The organism is Arcobacter caeni, from assembly GCF_003063245.1.
GTDB classification, from domain to species: Bacteria; Campylobacterota; Campylobacteria; order Campylobacterales; family Arcobacteraceae; genus Aliarcobacter; species Aliarcobacter caeni.
In genome coordinates this window covers 109,229-125,660 of record NZ_MUXE01000004.1, presented here as the reverse complement: position 1 = coordinate 125,660, position 16,432 = coordinate 109,229, and the positions used below count along the sequence as shown (strand labels likewise).

Sequence of the window (16,432 nt, the reverse complement as noted above, 5' to 3'; positions counted from 1 at the left end):
ATAAATTTACCTAAATTTATGATGTTATTTTATTAACTGTTAGTGTAAAAAGTGTCTAATCCCTGAGAAATATAAAGCAATACCAAACTCATTTGCAGCTTCAATAATTTCATCATCTCTGATACTTCCACCTGGTTCAATTACACATTTAACACCAGCCTCTGCTGCTGCATCAATGCTATCTCTAAATGGAAAAAATGCTTCAGAAGCTAAAACAGCACCTGTAACATCTATTCCCATATCTTCTGCTTTTCTTAAAGCAGCTTTAGAAGCATCAACTCTTGAAGTCATTCCCATACCAACGGCTACCATTGCAGAATCTTTTACATAAACTACGCAGTTTGATTTTGTTAAACTAGCAATTTTATATGCGATTTCCATATCTTTTACTTCTTGTTCCGTTGCGATTCTTTTTGATTTTAATTCAGAACTTCTAACTTCATCTTCTTTTACTTTATCAGCATCTTGGAATACAAATCCACCATCAACTCTTTTGAAGTCAATAATATCATTTGCAAGTTCTAAATATGTTGTTCCTTGCTCAAAAAGTTTAATTCTTTTTTTAGAATCAAATACAGCAACAGCTTCGGGAGTAAAACTAGCTGCAAATATAACTTCTAAGAAAATTTCATTCATTTTTTCTGCAAGTTCTTTATCAACACATCCATTAACTGCAACAACTCCACCAAATGCAGAAACAGGATCACATTTAAGTGCTTCAACATAAGAGTCTAAAAGTGTATCTTTAATAGCAAATCCACAAGGATTTCCATGTTTTACAATACAAACAGCTTTATCTTTTCCAAAAGCAGCAGCAATTTTTGCAGCTCCTGAAATATCACCCATATTATTAAATGATGCTTCACCTTTTATAGTTTTAAATTTATTTGAAAACTGTGTATCAAATTCGTATAAAGCACCTTTTTGATGAGGATTTTCTCCATATCTTGTATCAAATACTTTAGAACCTACGATAAATTGTTTTGCTCCAAATCCACCATTAAATCTTTTGTTCATATAATTTGCAATCATTGAATCATAAGCAGCTGTATGTTCATAAGCTTTTATCATCATATCTCTTCTAAATTCAACAGTGTTTGTATCATTTTTAAGATTTTGTAAAACTAAATCATAATCAATTACATCAGTAACAATAATAACAGAATCGAAGTTTTTCGCAGCACTTCGCACCATCGCTGGTCCACCAATATCAATGTTTTCTATAATCTCTTCAAAGTCATCAGTTTTTTCAATAGTTGCTTTAAATGGATAAAGATTTACACAAACTAAATCAATTCCCTCAACACCTAACTCACGAGCTTGGTCAAGATGAGATTGTTTATCTCGTCTATGTAAAATTCCACCATGAATATAAGGATTTAAAGTTTTAACTCTTCCTTCAAAACACTCAGGAAATTTTGTAACTTCATTTGCTTCAATTACAGCAATTCCTGCATCTTTTAACTTATTATATGTTCCACCTGTTGAAATGATTTCATAACCTAATGTTATAAGCTCTTTGGCAAAATTTTCAACACCACTTTTGTCACTAACACTAATTAATGCTCTCATTTATGCATACCCTTTGATAATGTATTTAATCACTTTAAAGCAATTTTGTTTTTTTCATTAGCCGTGATTATATAAAACTATTTGTTAGGGATAGCTTTCATAATAAAATTATTCGTTGATATATGTCAATCATTCCTATGATAATTATATGTTAAGATACCCGAATAATAAGGTAGGTAATTATGAAAAACTTAATACTAATTGCATATTTAGACTTAAAAGAATCAATCAGAGCAAAATGGTTTGTTGTTTATTCACTCGTTTTTGGCGGAATGATAGCTCTATTTTTTATAGCTGGAGTTACTCAATCTCAAGTAATGGGATTTAGTGGATTAAGTAGATTATTACTTATGTATATTCAAGTAACTATTGTTATTTTACCGATTTTCATTTTAATAACAACGGTTAGATCAATCTCAGGAGATAGAGATAATCATATTTTGGAATATATGTTATCTTTTCCTATTTCATTAAAACAATATTATTGGGGAAAAATATTAGGTAGATTCATTACTGTGTTCTTACCTGTATTTTTTGCAATGATATTTGCTGTAATTTATGGTGCAATTATTGGTGCTTCTGTTCCTTGGGGAATATTTTTTCTTTATTCTGGATTATTATTTGCTCTTTCATCTGCTTTTTTAGGAACAGCATTTTTTATATCTTCTTTTGTAAAATCAAGTGAAGTTGCTCTTGGAATTTCATTTTTTATATGGATTTTTTTATTAGCATTTATTGATATTGCATTAATATCTTTAATGTTACAAAATAGATTTGAAGAATCATTTATTATTGCACTTGCACTTGCAAATCCAATGGAAATATTTAGAGTTGCAGCAATTTCATTATTTGATCCTGAATTAACAGTTATGGGACCTGTTGCATTTTACATTTTAGATACATTTAAACAATCTACATTTGTTATGTTTTCTATTTTATATCCTACAATTTTAGGCATCTTATTTGCGATTTTAGGTTATAGAATATTTTCAAAAAAAGATTTAGTATAAAATTCAAATAAAAGGTTAATTATGAAAAAAAGTATTTTAAGTTTATTTATAGTTTTTGGTCTATTTATCATTTCAAGTTTTGCAAATGAAATCAAATATGAACTAAATTTTACAAAAGAAACTTCATGCGAAATAAGAAAGATAAAGTTATATGAAAACCCTTCTTGGGCAAGTAAAATTGATTTAAAAGATGGACGAAGCATATTCTTTTGCTCACCAAAATCAATGTTTGAGTTTTATTATACAGAAGACAAGTGGAGTGCTTTTGGAATCAAAAGTTTATCAGATTTCCAAAATATTTTAGTTACTGATTATAAAACATTAAAAATTATTGATGCACAAAAAGCATTTTTTGTATATGGTTCAAACAAAACATCTCCAGCTGGTGATGATTTAGTCGTTTTTGAATCTAAAAAAACTGCTGAAGAATATGCCAAAACCAATGATGGAAAAAGGGTTTTTAGCTTTTTAGAAGTAAAAAATTCATTAATTAGATTATTAAATGGAAGAATCTAATAACTTTAATTATTATAATAGAATTAACAAATAATTAACAATTTCTTGATATAGGTCATTTTTATGTGTTTTTCTAAGTGTTAGAATGTGTATGATATTTAATAGACTAGGTATTAAAAAATCTAATACACAAGGAAAGGAAAACAACATGAAACCTGTAATTAGTAAAATATCTTCATTACTATTAGGTACAACCATCGCAACTACTGCACTGTTAGCTGCTGATGTGGAATTATCTAAAGTAATGAAAGATAGAGGTTTATCTGAAATTGATGTAATCCGTGCGGCAAAAACTTATAATCCATCAGGGGTTAAAGATGAATTTGTTGTATTTAGTTCAGGTGGACAAAGTGGACAAGTAATTGTTTATGGTGTTCCATCTATGAGAATTTTAAAATATATTGGTGTATTTACACCTGAACCTTGGCAAGGATACGGTTATGATAAAGATTCATTAGAAGTATTAAGACAAGGAAATATTAGAGGAAAAGAGATAAACTGGGGAGATACTCATCACCCTGCACTATCTGAAAAAGATGGAAAATATGATGGAAAATGGTTAGCTATTAATGATAAAGCAAATCCAAGAATTGCAATTATTGACTTAGAAGATTTTGAAACAAAACAAATCGTACCTAACCCTGTATTTAAATCTAATCACGGAGGAGCTTTTTTTACTCCAAACTCAGAATATATAATTGAAGCATCACAATATGGTGCACCTTATGACAATAACTATCATCCAATTGAAGACTATAAAGAGACTTACCGAGGTGGAGTTACTATGTGGAAATTCGACGATAAAATCGGTCGAATTATGCCAAAAGACTCATTCACAATTGAAATGCCTCCTTATAACCAAGATTTAAGTGATGCTGGAAAAGGTGAAAGTTACGGATGGGGATTTACAAACTCATTTAATACAGAAATGTACACAGGTGGAATTGAAGTTGGTATGCCACCAAATGAAGCTGGTATGAGTAGAAATGACACTGACTTTTTACATGTATATAACTGGCAAAAACTTGCAGAAGTTGCAAAAGATCCTAAAAATGTAAAAATCATAAATGACCATAAAATTATTCCAATGGATATTGCTGTTAAAAATGAAGCATTATTCTTAATTCCTGAACCAAAATCTCCACACGGAGTTGATGTATCTCCTGATGGAAAATATTTAATTGTTTGTGGAAAACTTGATACTCATGCTTCTGTTTATGACTTCAAAAAAATAAAAGAACAAATTGATAAAAAAGAGTATATTGGAAAAGACCCTTATGGTATTCCAATTTTAGATATGAAAAAATCTCTACATGGACAAGCTGAACTTGGACTGGGACCTCTTCATACTCAATTTTCTCCTGTTGATGGTGAAGTTTATACATCATTATATGTAGATTCACAAGTTGTTAAATGGAATTATAAAAACTTAAAAGTTCTTGATAAAGTAAATGTTCACTATAACATTGGTCACTTGGCTGGAATGGAAGGAAAATCTGCTGATCCACAAGGGAAATATATCATTGCATTAAATAAATTATCAATTGATAGATTTCAAAATGTAGGACCTTTACATCCACAAAATCATCAATTAATTGATATTTCTGGGAAATCAATGGATTTACTTGTTGATATGCCTTTACCTTTAGGTGAACCTCACCAAGCTGTTTCAATAAGAGCTAGTAAATTACACCCAAAAGTTAGATACGACATGGGTACAAATACTAAAACAGGTGAACAACATATTGGTAAAACTTTAGCTGGTCAAGAAAGAATAGAAAGAAATGGAAATCATGTTACTATTTATTCAACATTAGTAAGATCTCATATTAATCCTGAAAGAATTACAGTTAATAAAGGTGACAAAGTTACTTTATATATGACTAATCTTGAAAGAGCTCAAGATGAAACACATGGATTTACTATAAATGATTATAATTTACATACATCTTTAGAACCAGGTGAAACTTCAACTTTTGAATTTACAGCTGATTTAGAAGGTGTTTTCCCTTATTATTGTACAGAGTTTTGTTCTGCACTTCACTTAGAAATGATGGGTTATTTAATGGTTAAAGATCCTAATAAAAAATATGAAAGTGCTCAAAAACTAAAAATGCAAACAATGAGTCCTGAGCAACTAAAAGCTGAATATGACAAAACAGTATCTGTTAATACAGCAACTGACGCAGTTATTCAAAGTGTTGTTAAGTTCTTAAAAGATAATAAATTTGGTGACCATAAAGCTGTAGCTGATTTAGTTACAGATGCACTTGATCAATATGGAAAAATTCCTGCACAGAAAAAATTATCTGATGAAGCTGTAAAAGCTGGAGATATGGAAAAAGCGATTTTATATGAAAATATGATTTGGCAACTTATGGTTAAAACAGCAGATGTTGGTATTAGAGCAAAAGATACATTAGTAAAATTAATTGCTACTAAACAATCAGCTGAAGCAGCACGAGGTGAAAAAACATTCGCAGAAGGTGGATGTAATGGTTGCCATGTTATTGGAAAAGTTTCTTCAGGACCTGATTTAACTGGAGTTTTACAAAGACATGAAAATGGTGAAAAATGGGTTACTAACTTCATTTTAGACCCTGAAAAAATGTACACTGATCCTTATGTAAAAGGTATGATTGATTTCTTTAATCTAAAAATGCCTAATCAACATATGAGTGAAAAAGAGACTAAAGATATAATTGAATATCTAAAATGGGTTGAGGAAAATGCAAATCTTTTCTAAGATTTATTTAGTTTGATAATAAAAAGGAAGAATAAAATTCTTCCTTTTTTATATTGATAAGCATCAATATAAAAAAAATTTAATTATGTTATTCTACTATTATAAGAAGTCCTAAAGTATAAATTATAAGTTTAAGTTATACTTTAAAACTCCAAAGAAAGGAATTTCTAATGCATCCTAGTTTTTTAAAATCAAAAATATTTGCTTCTCTTGCACTATTAATTATGACTTTATCTTTTACTTTTCCAATGATAGCTTTTCATGGAACATTAAATAAAATTCATGATGATAAAAAAGAAGAAATATCTACTTTAGCTATAAAAGTTTGGAATTTTTATAATCAAGGAAGATATAAAAGTACAACTACTCCTGCTGAAGCACAAAATAATCTAAAAGAGATGATTAAAACATCATCTGAAATTGGAGTAGCTTCTCTTCCTATTTGGTCTTGTTCATTAGAAGCTCCAAACTATCCTAAAGTGGCTTTTCCTGAGGGAATTCCTGTATTTTTTCATTTTGATGGATTTTCAGGTGAAGTTCACGAAATGAATACAATAAACCACTATGTTGGAATGGATCCTATGTGGAGAGGTGGACAAATCGAGCGAGAAATTGGTATTTATGCTCTTTTAGGATTATCATTATTTATAATTTATTTTATTTTATTTAATAAAAAAATATTAACTTATATCATGATTATTCCAGCATCTTTGCCATTATTATTTATAGCTGATTATTCATATTGGTTATATTGGTTTGGACATAATCTTCACGATTGGGGAGCATTTAAAATAAAACCATTTATGCCAACAGTTTTTGGTGATGGGAAAATTGCACAGTTTACAACCCATTCATATCCAACAATTGGATTTTATATGCTTTTATTAATAGGAATTTTTAGTCTTCTTGCAATACTTGCAAGAAATAAAGCTATGAAAGAATCAAGTAAATAAGGTTACAAAATGTCAAAAATTATTATTCTTTTTTTCTTTATTTTTTATAACTTATTAAATGCAAATATTTTGCAAGAAGCAATTGATAATGCGAAAGAAGGTTCAATTTTAAAACTTCCAAAAGGAGTTTATAAAGGTTCAATAATAATTAATAAACCTATCTCAATTATTGGGAAAGAAGATGGTGTAATTATAGATGGGGAACAAAAAGGTACTGTAATTTTAGTAACTAGCCCTTATGTTACATTAAAAAACTTGACAATAACAGGAAGTGGAAATAGACACGACCAAATAGATGCAGCAATAAAAATCAACAACTCAAAACAATCTGAAGTGTCAGATTGTACGATAACTGATTCACTGTTTGGATTAGATATTACAATGACAAATAATTCTATTTTTTCGAATAATTATATTACTTCAAAAGATTTGGAATTAGGTGTAAGAGGTGATGGTCTTAGACTTTGGTATTCAAATGATAATATCGTTTCAAAAAATACATTAATTAAATCAAGAGATATGGTTGTTTGGTATTCTCATGGAAATACTATTGAAGATAATTATGGTGAACAAAATAGATACTCGTTACATTTTATGCATGCTGGTAAAAATCTTGTAAAAAATAACACTTATAAATTAAATTCAGTAGGAATATTTTTTATGTATAGTAAAGATACAACGGCAATTGGAAATGTGATTCAAAGTTCTCTTGGGGCAACAGGAATGGGTATTGGATTAAAAGATGTATCAAATATGACACTAAAAGATAATACCATTATTTATTGCGCACAAGGAATATATTTAGATAGATCTCCTTTTGAACCTGATACAAATAATTGGGTTGAAAACAATAAGATTTTATACAATTCAGAAGCTTTGCATTTTCACTCAATAAGTGAAAATAATGTCGTTAAAAATAATATCTTTCAAGGAAATATTGAAGATATTATAAATGATAGTAGAGGTGCAAAAACAGAGCAAAATGAGATTGTTGGCAATTATTGGGATAACTACAATGGTTTTGACATTAATAAAGATAATATAGGTGATACTCCTCACAAAGTCTATCAATATGCAGATCAAATGTGGGCATATAATTCGAATATAAAGTTTTTTTATGGTTCACCTGTGATTTCTCTTTTGAATTTTTTAGCAAAACTAGCACCTTTTTCACAGCCTGTTTTTCTAATGAGTGATAAAGAACCTAAGTTAAAAATCTAAGGATTTAGAATGAAAGAATTACAAAAAGATAGAAGAGATTTCATAAAATTTTCAACATTAGGAATATTAGGATTAACACTTGGAGCAGGAATTGTAATTTCGCCTCATGCATTACAAGCCCAAATGAAATTAAGACCTCCTGGAGCTGTTAGTGAAAAAGAATTTTTAGCTTTATGTATTAAGTGTGGTCAATGTTTACAAGTTTGCCCTTATCATTCTATCAAACTATCAGATATGGCAAAAGGACATGGTATTGGAACTCCTTATATTGATGCAAGAGAAAGAGGATGTTATGCTTGTAGTGCCGTTCCTTGCGTACTTGCCTGTCCAAGTGGAGCACTTAATCATGCCTGTGAAAAACCAGAAGATATTAAAATGGGAATTGCAGTATTAGAATTTCCAAATAAATGTATAGCAATAACAAATGAATTAGTAACTAAAGAGCAAATAACAAGAATTCATTCTCATCCAAATAGTAGACAATTAGAACAGGATATTTTAGACAAATTAGATAAATTTGAGGGTAAACCTTGTACTATTTGTGCAGATATGTGTCCTATTCCAAATGCAAGTAGTGCTATTTCTATGGTTTCATTTGGAAATGGAATGAAACCTGAAATTTATGATAAATGTGTTGGATGTGGAGCTTGTGAAGAATTATGTCCAGCTTTTGAAGCTGCAATTGTTGTAAAACCTAGATTAACTTACGAAGATTACTATATTAAAGGAATAAAATCATGATAAAAGAGATTATATTAAGTACAGCATTAATTATACTAATAAGTGGCTGTGACAATAAAAAGCAAGAAGAAAAAAATAATTCAACAAAAATTGAAAATACACAAGCTCCTTTAAAAATTGAGACGGAAGAAAATGCAAATTCAAAAGAGATAAAAGTTGCAGAAAAAGAAAAAACAGACACTAAAGCAGAATCTTATTATTATGAATATAATGTAAAAAGTGAATATGACCCTAACTCAAAACCTGCAAATGAAGATGCAAGTATAAGAGAAAAATCAAGAACTGTTATTGATGCAAATTTAAATGTAAGAAGTCCTTATGAAAAAGTACAAATTTCATTATTGGTTAAAAGTTTGAGTAAAGAGTTTATCGTTAAATGTTCTGCTTGTCATAATGACTATGCAAATGGAATTATTGGACCATCTTTATTAAATAAAGATTCTACTTATATAACTAATAAAATTATGAAATTCAAAAATGATAAGAATGCAAATGTATTAATGTCTGATTTAGTAAAACAAATGTCAGATGAAAATATAAAAAAATTAGCAGATGAGATTTCTGAATTTAATAAACAAATTAAAGGAATGAGATGAAAAATACATTAGCTATTATTTTTACAGTAATTATTATAGGTCTTATGGCATATACACTATTAGTTGGTAGAGCATTTCAAGGTGGAGAAGCTGGAAATATTATTGAAGATATGAAGTATATAAAAGATACTTCTACTCATAAAATTACAAATGAGAAACAAGAACAAAAAAATGAAGATGAAGAGAAATTAAATACTCTAAAAGATAAAGCAGGTAACGCTTCAACATTCGAAGTTTCAAATGAATATAAAGGTAAATGCGCTTCTTGTCATGGAGCTGATGGCTCTGGAATGCAAAATGGAAAAAAATTAATGGGTCCTCAATTATTTGGTCAAGAAGAAGCTATTTTATATAAAAACTTAGTTGATTTCAAAGCAGGACGAAAAGAGAACCTTATAATGAAAGGTTTATTAATAAATCTTGAAGATGAAGATTTAAAAAACTTTGCAAAAGAAATAGCAGGATTCAAAGATAAAAAAGAAGCTTTAACTAAGTAGTCAAAAAAGGAAAATAAAATGGATAAATGGAATAGTAGAGCAACTATAAAAAATACAAGTTTTATATCAACTTTTTTTGATAAGACAAAAGATGGCAAAAATAAGTTTTCTTATAGAATGAAAAGATGGATAATAATAATTTCAATTCATTTATTATTTTTTCTATCATTTCATATAGATATTCAAACGCTTGAAGGAACACTTAATGGTTCAAGATTTTTAGGTTTTCATTTAATTGACCCATTTACGACTATTCAGATGTTTTTAGCAACTTATCATTTACCTATAAATATAATTATAGGAACTGTAACTGTTATATTATTTTATCTTTTTATAGGGGGAAGAACTTATTGTTCTTGGGTTTGTCCTTATGGATTATTAAGTGAAATAGGAGAAAAACTACACAATAGTTTAGTAACTAAAAAAATCATAAAAGAGAGAAAGTTTGACCATAGAATCAGACATATATTTTGGTTTATTTTTATGATACTTGCATTTAGTAGTGGATATTTAGTTTTTGAAACATTTAATGTAGTTGGAATAATGAGTAGATTTATTACTTATGGCTGGAGTTTAGCACTTGTTTGGGTTCTTGCAGTATTTTTAATAGAAGTATTTTTTTCACGCCGTGCTTGGTGTACATATCTTTGTCCAATTGGTACAACATACGGTTATATTGGGAAAGTTAGTGCCTTAAGAGTTCAATGGAATGATAATTGTGATCATTGTATGGTTTGTCATGATGTATGTTTTGAAAATCAAGTATTGGATTTAACAAAAGCAAAATATGATGAAGAAAGAAAAGAAAAAGGTATAAAAACTCAATATGTAACGGGGGCTGATTGTACACTTTGTGGGAGATGTATTGATGTTTGTCATTCAGATGCATTGAAATTTGACTTTAGAATAAAAGGCTTAGTATAATGATTGAAGTTAAAAATTTAACAAAAAAATTCTCTTCACATATTTCACTTGATAATGTAAATATAGAGTTTAAAAAAAATGAATATATTGCACTTATGGGACCAAATGGTGCGGGAAAAACTACACTTATCCGCTCAATATTAGGATATTATCATCCAAATAGTGGTGAAGTTTTAATAAATGGATTAAATCCTATTAAAGACCGAGTTAAAGTATTAGAACATATATCTTTTGTTCCTCAACTTCCACCTCCAATAAAATTAAGCCTTAATGAACTAATGCAATATATACAAGCTAGTTCAAATGTAGATAAAGAACTTATTATGCATTATGCAAATGAAATGAAATTGGATATTACAGCAAATTTAAATAAATCATTTTTTAAACTAAGTGGGGGAATGAAACAAAAAATGCTAATTGCCATTTCATTAGCAAAAAAGAGCAATATAATAATTTATGATGAACCAACAGCTAATTTAGACCCAAAAGCTAGAGATGATTTTTATAGACTTTTAGAGCAAAATGAAGATGACAAGGTTTTATTATTTGTTACTCATAGACTTGATGAAATTAAAGATATTGTTAATCGTCAAGTTTATATGGATTTAGGAAAAATCATTAGTGATGAAATAGTAAAAAAGGATTAAGATGTATTCAAATATTATAAAATTAGTAAGCTTTATTTTTATTATAATAAGTCTAAGTTCTTGTGAAAAAAAAGTTTCAACCCAAGTTAAAGAAATTCATTGGGATAGAGATATGTGTGCTAGATGTGTTATGGTTGTAAGTGATAGAAATCAAACCGTACAAGTAACAAATCCTATGGACGGCAAAACTCAAGTTTTTGATGATATTGGTTGCGCTATTTTATGGTTTAAAGATCATAATATAGACTGGCAAGATAAAGCAATAATATGGATAAATGATATAAAAACTGCAAAATGGATAAATGCAAAAAATGCATTTTACGACACTATGAATGTTACACCAATGGCTTATGGTTTTGGAGCACATGAACAAAAAGAAGACATACAATCAGGATTAGAAGTTATTAATTATGAAGAAATGAAAAAAAGAATATTAAAAACTAAAAAATAATAAAAAGGAAAAAATCCTTTTTATTATAAATCTTGTTCAATCACTTGTCTAAATTTATTAAAATAAACAAAACTAGCTTTATCTAAATCTTTATAAATATCATTTATAGAAATTTTATCACCACCAACTTGACCGATTTTAGTATATTCAATGTTAAATGATTTAGCAACTTTTTCAAATGCTTGACAATTTTCAGGTCTTAATTCAACAATTGCTCTACTTAAAGACTCAGAGAAAATATCTTTTGAATCATTTAATGATACTGATATCTCAATTCCTTTATTACCCACAACTGCCATTTTTGATGCACTTATTGCAATTCCACCAATGTTTACATCTTTTGCAGATTTTAATAAACCTAATTTATTTGCTTCAATTACAGTGTTCCATAAAGCTAATTCTTTTTCAAAGTTTACTTCAGGGTGAACACCAGCAACTTTTCCATACATCTTTTTCATATATAAAGAAGCACCAAATTCAGATTTTGTTTCACCTAAAAGATATAAAATATTTCCATTTTCTTGAAGAGCTGATGGTAATACTTTATTAGCATCTTCATTTATTCCAACCATTGCAATTGATGGTGTTGGGAAAACTCCAACTCCATTTGTTTCATTATATAAAGAAACATTTCCACCAATTACAGGTGTATTTAATGCTCTACAAGCACTTTTAATACCTTCACAAGATGCAGCAAATTGCCACATAACTTCTGGGTTTGTAGGATTTCCAAAATTTAAACAATCTGTAATTGCTTTTGGAACTGCTCCTGTCATTGCAACATTTCTTCCAGATTCCATAACAGCTGCTGCTGCTCCTAATTCTGGATTTATATAACAAAGTCTTGTATTACAATCAGCACTCATAGAAAGAGCTTTCCCTGTTTCTTTGATTCTGATACTTGAACCATCAAGAGAACCTGGACCTTTGATTGTATTTGTTTGAACCATTGAATCATATTGAGAATAAACCCAAGATTTATCAACAACTTCCATATCTGAAAATAAATCATCAAAAACAGCTTGATTCGAAAGTTCTTTATCTAAAGAGATATTTTCAATTCCATCTAAATACGCAGGTTTTGAAGTTGGTCTATCTAAAATTGGAGCTTGTTCAGAAACTGGTTGAACAGGAACTTCAGCACATTTTTCACCATGCCAAAATAATTCCATATTTCCAGTATTTGTAACTTCACCAATAACAGCAACATCAAGTTCCCATTTCTCAAAGATGTCAATAACACCTTGTTCACAACCTTTTTTAGCACAAATAAGCATTCTTTCTTGAGATTCTGAAAGCATGAAATCATAAGGAGTCATTCCTTCTTCTCGTGCTGGAACTTTATCTAAATGCATAATCATTCCAGAACCAGATCTTCCTGCCATTTCAAATGAAGATGAAGTAAGTCCAGCAGCACCCATATCTTGAATACCAATAATTAAATCAGCTTTAAATAGTTCTAAACAAGCTTCTAAAAGTAATTTTTCAGTAAATGGATCTCCAACTTGAACAGTTGGTCTTTTTGATTCAGAATCTTCTGTAAATGCAGCACTTGACATAACAGCACCACCTAATCCATCACGACCAGTTTTAGAACCTACATACATTACAGGATTTCCTAAACCCTCTGCTTTTCCTAAGAAAATTTCATCAGATTTTGCAAGTCCAATTGTAAATGCATTTACAAGATTATTTCCAGCATAACACTCTTCAAAAGTAGTTTCTCCACCAATTGTTGGAACTCCCATACAATTACCATATCCACCAATACCAGCCACAACACCTCTTAAAAGAAATCTGTGTTTTTTTGCAGTTTCACTATCTCCCTCGATTGAAGCAAATCTAATAGAATTCATATTTGCAATAGGTCTAGCACCCATTGTAAATACATCTCTTAAAATTCCCCCAACTCCAGTTGCAGCACCTTGATAAGGTTCAATAAAACTTGGATGATTGTGTGATTCCATTTTAAATACAGCAGCATATCCATCACCAATGTCGATAACACCAGCATTTTCACCAGGACCTTGAATAACCCAAGGAGCTTTTGTAGGAAAACCACTTAAATACTTTTTACTTGATTTATATGAGCAATGCTCAGACCACATTGCAGAGAAGATACCAATTTCTACATAGTTTGGTTCTCTTCCTAAAATTTTTTTGATATTTTCAAATTCTTCAAGTGTTAAAGAATGAGCAAGTGCTATCTCTTGAAGTTTCATCTCTTGTTTTTGCATCTTTCGCCTTAAAATATGGTTGTTAAATTAAGGCGATTATATCTAAAAAGAGTTAAATTTTATTTTAATCCTCTGATAGAATTTTTACTTGATTATTTGCTATTTCTAAAAATAACTCTTTTTTTCCATTAAATTTTACACTTGGACTTGTATATTCTTCATCCATTAAAACCTTAAACATATTTTTCCCCAATGAATTTGGATAAGGAGAAAGGTCTATATTTATAAATTTAATTGTTTTTTGTTCTTTTTTAGCAAACACTGATTTTTTTTGTTCTTTAAAAAGATTAAAATCTGTTTTATTTGATCTTTTAAAATTATTAGAATAAAAAGACAAATATCCATCTATATCAGAAGTTTTCCAAGCATCTTTCCATTTATAAATACTACTTAAAACCAATGCCATTTCTTCTTTTGTTGCTTTTTTAAAATCATCTCCATAAGTTAATAAAATTGATTTATTTAAATCTATACTTTTTTCTAAATTTTCAAGTTCACTATTATTAAGAGCGATACAGCCTTTCGTAAAATTTTCTCTACCTGAATAAAGAGGCATTCCATGAATCCAAATTCCAGAACCTTTTTTATCTAAACTTTGATCAAAAATATTTGGATAAGAAGTTACAAGGGCAAAAGGTCCATAAAAACTATCTAGTCCAACCCTTTTTTGAACTAATTCATAAGCACCCTCTGGTGTTTTTTTATCACCTTCTGTATACTTATCACCTTTATTTTCACCAACTATTACACTATTTTTTGATAATAACCTATAATCATTATCTACTTTTTGGTAAACAGCTATCTCAGATTGATTTTTTTGTGTAACAAGTACATATTTTTTAAATTCATAATAACCAAAATCTACATTTTTGTCTTTTAAGTATTCCTGCCAATATGTAGCATCTTTTAACTTATTTTCTATCTCTTTTTCGACAGAATTAATTCCCTCATATCTATATAATGTTACTAGGTCAGCAGCATACATATTAAAGGCAAGTAATAAAAAAATTATAAATCTAAACAAATATTCCTCCATGTTAATCTTTAAGTTCTTGCATTGTATAATGTTTGCCCTAATTATTAAATAAAAAAGTGGATAAACAATGAGAAGAATTTTTTTATCAATTATTATTTTTTTTAATTTCTTATATTCAGCACAAGTAGAAGAGCTAAATTGGTCAAGAGGTGAGACTTTTTTAACTTTTTTAGAAAAATATTCTATTCCTCAAAAATTATATTTTGATTTAGAAAAAGAGGATCAAGAGTTGTGTTCTGAGATAACAGCCGATAGAAGATTCTATTTATATACGGATGATGATGGCAAATTGAATCAAGTTTTAATACCAGTTTCAGATGATATACAACTACATATTTATAAAGATAGTAACAATAAATATCAATTTCAAACGTTACCTATAAATTACACAGAATATACAGAAACAGTGGCTATTGAGATTACAGAATCCGTATCTTATGATATTTCAAAAGCAACAGGTGATGTAACTTTAGCAGCTCTTTTAAAATCAATTTTTACAGAAGGTGTAAATTTTAGGAAAATGCAAAAGGGTGATTTTATTGCCTTAGAGTATTCTCAAAAAGCTTATCTTGGACGACCACTTGGAATGCCTGATTTAAAAGCTGCAATGGTACAAATAGATGGAACTTCTTATTTCAGATTTAAAAACCCAAAAGATGACAAATATTATGATGAAAAAGGTACAGGATTTACAAAATCTTATTTTTTTCAAGTTCCTATAAGTTACACTAGAATATCAAGTGAATTTACAAATAAACGATGGCATCCTATTTTACAAAGATATAGAGCCCATTTAGGAACAGATTTCTCAGCACCTGTTGGAAGAACAATATACGCAGCAGCAGATGGAAAAATAGAATTTCTTGGAATAAAAGGTGGTTATGGAAAAACCACAATTATAAATCATAATAATGGCTATAAAACGCTATACGCCCATCAAAGTGATTTTGCAAAAAGTGTTAAACAAGGTATAAATATTAAAAAAGGTGAATTAATAGGATATGTTGGAAATACAGGATTAAGTTCAGGTCCACATTTACACTTAGGTTTATATAAAAATGGAACAGCAATTGATCCTCTTACGGTTATTAATAAACCAAGTAATGATGGATTAGATAATAAAGAAAGAGTTGCCTTTTTAGCAATTAGTAAAAACTATCAACAAAAAATTGATAATGAACTTAAAAAAGAAAATAAAAAGATTCCTACAAGATTAGAAAGAACTACTGATAAAAGTGAAATTAATATTTTTTAAATAATAAATCAATAGAAAAATTCTATTGAT

15 protein-coding genes are annotated in these 16,432 nt (G+C 28.9%); 12 read left to right on the top strand and 3 right to left on the bottom strand.

The genetic code is table 11. The features are described from left to right. Nucleotides 1-39: 39 nt before the first annotated feature. Nucleotides 40-1,572 (bottom strand): bifunctional phosphoribosylaminoimidazolecarboxamide formyltransferase/IMP cyclohydrolase, encoded by a 1,533-nt coding sequence (purH, locus tag B0174_RS04130; protein ID WP_108558390.1) that lies wholly within the window; start codon nt 1,570-1,572, stop codon nt 40-42. A 182-nt stretch (nt 1,573-1,754) separates the two neighbouring features. On the opposite strand from purH, the gene B0174_RS04125 reads away from it, so the two are divergent. From B0174_RS04125 to B0174_RS04075, 11 genes are all read left to right on the top strand, one after another. Beyond that, nucleotides 1,755-2,582, top strand: a complete 828-nt coding sequence (locus B0174_RS04125; RefSeq protein ID WP_108558389.1) for an ABC transporter permease — start codon at nt 1,755-1,757, stop codon at nt 2,580-2,582. Between the two features lie 21 nt (nt 2,583-2,603). Beyond that, nucleotides 2,604-3,098: a nitrous oxide reductase accessory protein NosL gene (locus B0174_RS04120; RefSeq protein ID WP_108558388.1), complete on the top strand. Its 495-nt coding sequence runs from the start codon at nt 2,604-2,606 to the stop codon at nt 3,096-3,098. A gap of 148 nt (nt 3,099-3,246) precedes the next feature. Next, entirely contained in the window at nt 3,247-5,844 is a 2,598-nt protein-coding gene (gene nosZ / locus B0174_RS04115) for a Sec-dependent nitrous-oxide reductase (RefSeq protein WP_108558387.1), read from the top strand. Between the two features lie 170 nt (nt 5,845-6,014). After that, the gene (locus tag B0174_RS04110) at nt 6,015-6,797 is read left to right on the top strand and encodes a cytochrome C (RefSeq protein WP_108558386.1); all 783 of its coding nucleotides are present in this window, start codon (nt 6,015-6,017) and stop codon (nt 6,795-6,797) included. A 9-nt stretch (nt 6,798-6,806) separates the two neighbouring features. Further along, nucleotides 6,807-8,018: a nitrous oxide reductase family maturation protein NosD gene (gene nosD, locus B0174_RS04105; protein ID WP_108558385.1), complete on the top strand. Its 1,212-nt coding sequence runs from the start codon at nt 6,807-6,809 to the stop codon at nt 8,016-8,018. Nucleotides 8,019-8,027: 9 nt separating this feature from the next. Beyond that, on the top strand, nt 8,028-8,759 hold the full coding sequence (locus B0174_RS04100) for a 4Fe-4S dicluster domain-containing protein (RefSeq protein ID WP_108558384.1): 732 nt from the start codon (nt 8,028-8,030) through the stop codon (nt 8,757-8,759). Beyond that, nucleotides 8,756-9,355 carry a c-type cytochrome gene (locus tag B0174_RS04095; RefSeq protein WP_108558383.1) on the top strand — a complete coding sequence of 200 codons (600 nt, stop codon included), beginning with the start codon at nt 8,756-8,758 and terminating at the stop codon, nt 9,353-9,355. The genes B0174_RS04100 and B0174_RS04095 overlap by 4 nt, the downstream gene beginning before the upstream one ends. Then, on the top strand, nt 9,352-9,852 hold the full coding sequence (locus B0174_RS04090; protein WP_108558382.1) for a c-type cytochrome: 501 nt from the start codon (nt 9,352-9,354) through the stop codon (nt 9,850-9,852). Before B0174_RS04095 ends, B0174_RS04090 begins: the two co-directional genes overlap by 4 nt. 18 nt (nt 9,853-9,870) lie before the next feature. Further along, nucleotides 9,871-10,776 (top strand): NapH/MauN family ferredoxin-type protein, encoded by a 906-nt coding sequence (locus B0174_RS04085; protein ID WP_108558381.1) that lies wholly within the window; start codon nt 9,871-9,873, stop codon nt 10,774-10,776. Continuing rightward, entirely contained in the window at nt 10,776-11,423 is a 648-nt protein-coding gene (locus B0174_RS04080) for an ABC transporter ATP-binding protein (protein WP_108558380.1), read from the top strand. The genes B0174_RS04085 and B0174_RS04080 overlap by 1 nt, the downstream gene beginning before the upstream one ends. 1 nt (nt 11,424) lies before the next feature. After that, nucleotides 11,425-11,874, top strand: a complete 450-nt coding sequence (locus tag B0174_RS04075; protein ID WP_108558379.1) for a hypothetical protein — start codon at nt 11,425-11,427, stop codon at nt 11,872-11,874. Nucleotides 11,875-11,897: 23 nt separating this feature from the next. On the opposite strand, the gene purL is transcribed toward B0174_RS04075, so the two are convergent. Together purL and B0174_RS04065 are read right to left on the bottom strand one after the other, a co-directional pair. After that, nucleotides 11,898-14,111, bottom strand: a complete 2,214-nt coding sequence (gene purL, locus B0174_RS04070) for a phosphoribosylformylglycinamidine synthase subunit PurL (protein WP_108558378.1) — start codon at nt 14,109-14,111, stop codon at nt 11,898-11,900. Nucleotides 14,112-14,175: 64 nt separating this feature from the next. Then, nucleotides 14,176-15,135: a L,D-transpeptidase family protein gene (locus B0174_RS04065; protein ID WP_108558475.1), complete on the bottom strand. Its 960-nt coding sequence runs from the start codon at nt 15,133-15,135 to the stop codon at nt 14,176-14,178. Between the two features lie 79 nt (nt 15,136-15,214). Here B0174_RS04065 and B0174_RS04060 point away from each other — a divergent pair, with 79 nt between their 5' ends. Beyond that, nucleotides 15,215-16,402 (top strand): peptidoglycan DD-metalloendopeptidase family protein, encoded by a 1,188-nt coding sequence (locus B0174_RS04060; RefSeq protein ID WP_108558377.1) that lies wholly within the window; start codon nt 15,215-15,217, stop codon nt 16,400-16,402. Nucleotides 16,403-16,432: the final 30 nt, after the last annotated feature.

Bases quoted from the DNA above. Each gene is read 5' to 3' on its own strand.
- purH (WP_108558390.1), bottom strand. From the start codon at position 1,572: ATGAGAGCATTAATTAGTGTTAGTGACAAAAGTGGTGTTGAAAATTTT.
- B0174_RS04125 (WP_108558389.1), top strand. From the start codon at position 1,755: ATGAAAAACTTAATACTAATTGCATATTTAGACTTAAAAGAATCAATC.
- B0174_RS04120 (WP_108558388.1), top strand. From the start codon at position 2,604: ATGAAAAAAAGTATTTTAAGTTTATTTATAGTTTTTGGTCTATTTATC.
- nosZ (WP_108558387.1), top strand. From the start codon at position 3,247: ATGAAACCTGTAATTAGTAAAATATCTTCATTACTATTAGGTACAACC.
- B0174_RS04110 (WP_108558386.1), top strand. From the start codon at position 6,015: ATGCATCCTAGTTTTTTAAAATCAAAAATATTTGCTTCTCTTGCACTA.
- nosD (WP_108558385.1), top strand. From the start codon at position 6,807: ATGTCAAAAATTATTATTCTTTTTTTCTTTATTTTTTATAACTTATTA.
- B0174_RS04100 (WP_108558384.1), top strand. From the start codon at position 8,028: ATGAAAGAATTACAAAAAGATAGAAGAGATTTCATAAAATTTTCAACA.
- B0174_RS04095 (WP_108558383.1), top strand. From the start codon at position 8,756: ATGATAAAAGAGATTATATTAAGTACAGCATTAATTATACTAATAAGT.
- B0174_RS04090 (WP_108558382.1), top strand. From the start codon at position 9,352: ATGAAAAATACATTAGCTATTATTTTTACAGTAATTATTATAGGTCTT.
- B0174_RS04085 (WP_108558381.1), top strand. From the start codon at position 9,871: ATGGATAAATGGAATAGTAGAGCAACTATAAAAAATACAAGTTTTATA.
- B0174_RS04080 (WP_108558380.1), top strand. From the start codon at position 10,776: ATGATTGAAGTTAAAAATTTAACAAAAAAATTCTCTTCACATATTTCA.
- B0174_RS04075 (WP_108558379.1), top strand. From the start codon at position 11,425: ATGTATTCAAATATTATAAAATTAGTAAGCTTTATTTTTATTATAATA.
- purL (WP_108558378.1), bottom strand. From the start codon at position 14,111: ATGCAAAAACAAGAGATGAAACTTCAAGAGATAGCACTTGCTCATTCT.
- B0174_RS04060 (WP_108558377.1), top strand. From the start codon at position 15,215: ATGAGAAGAATTTTTTTATCAATTATTATTTTTTTTAATTTCTTATAT.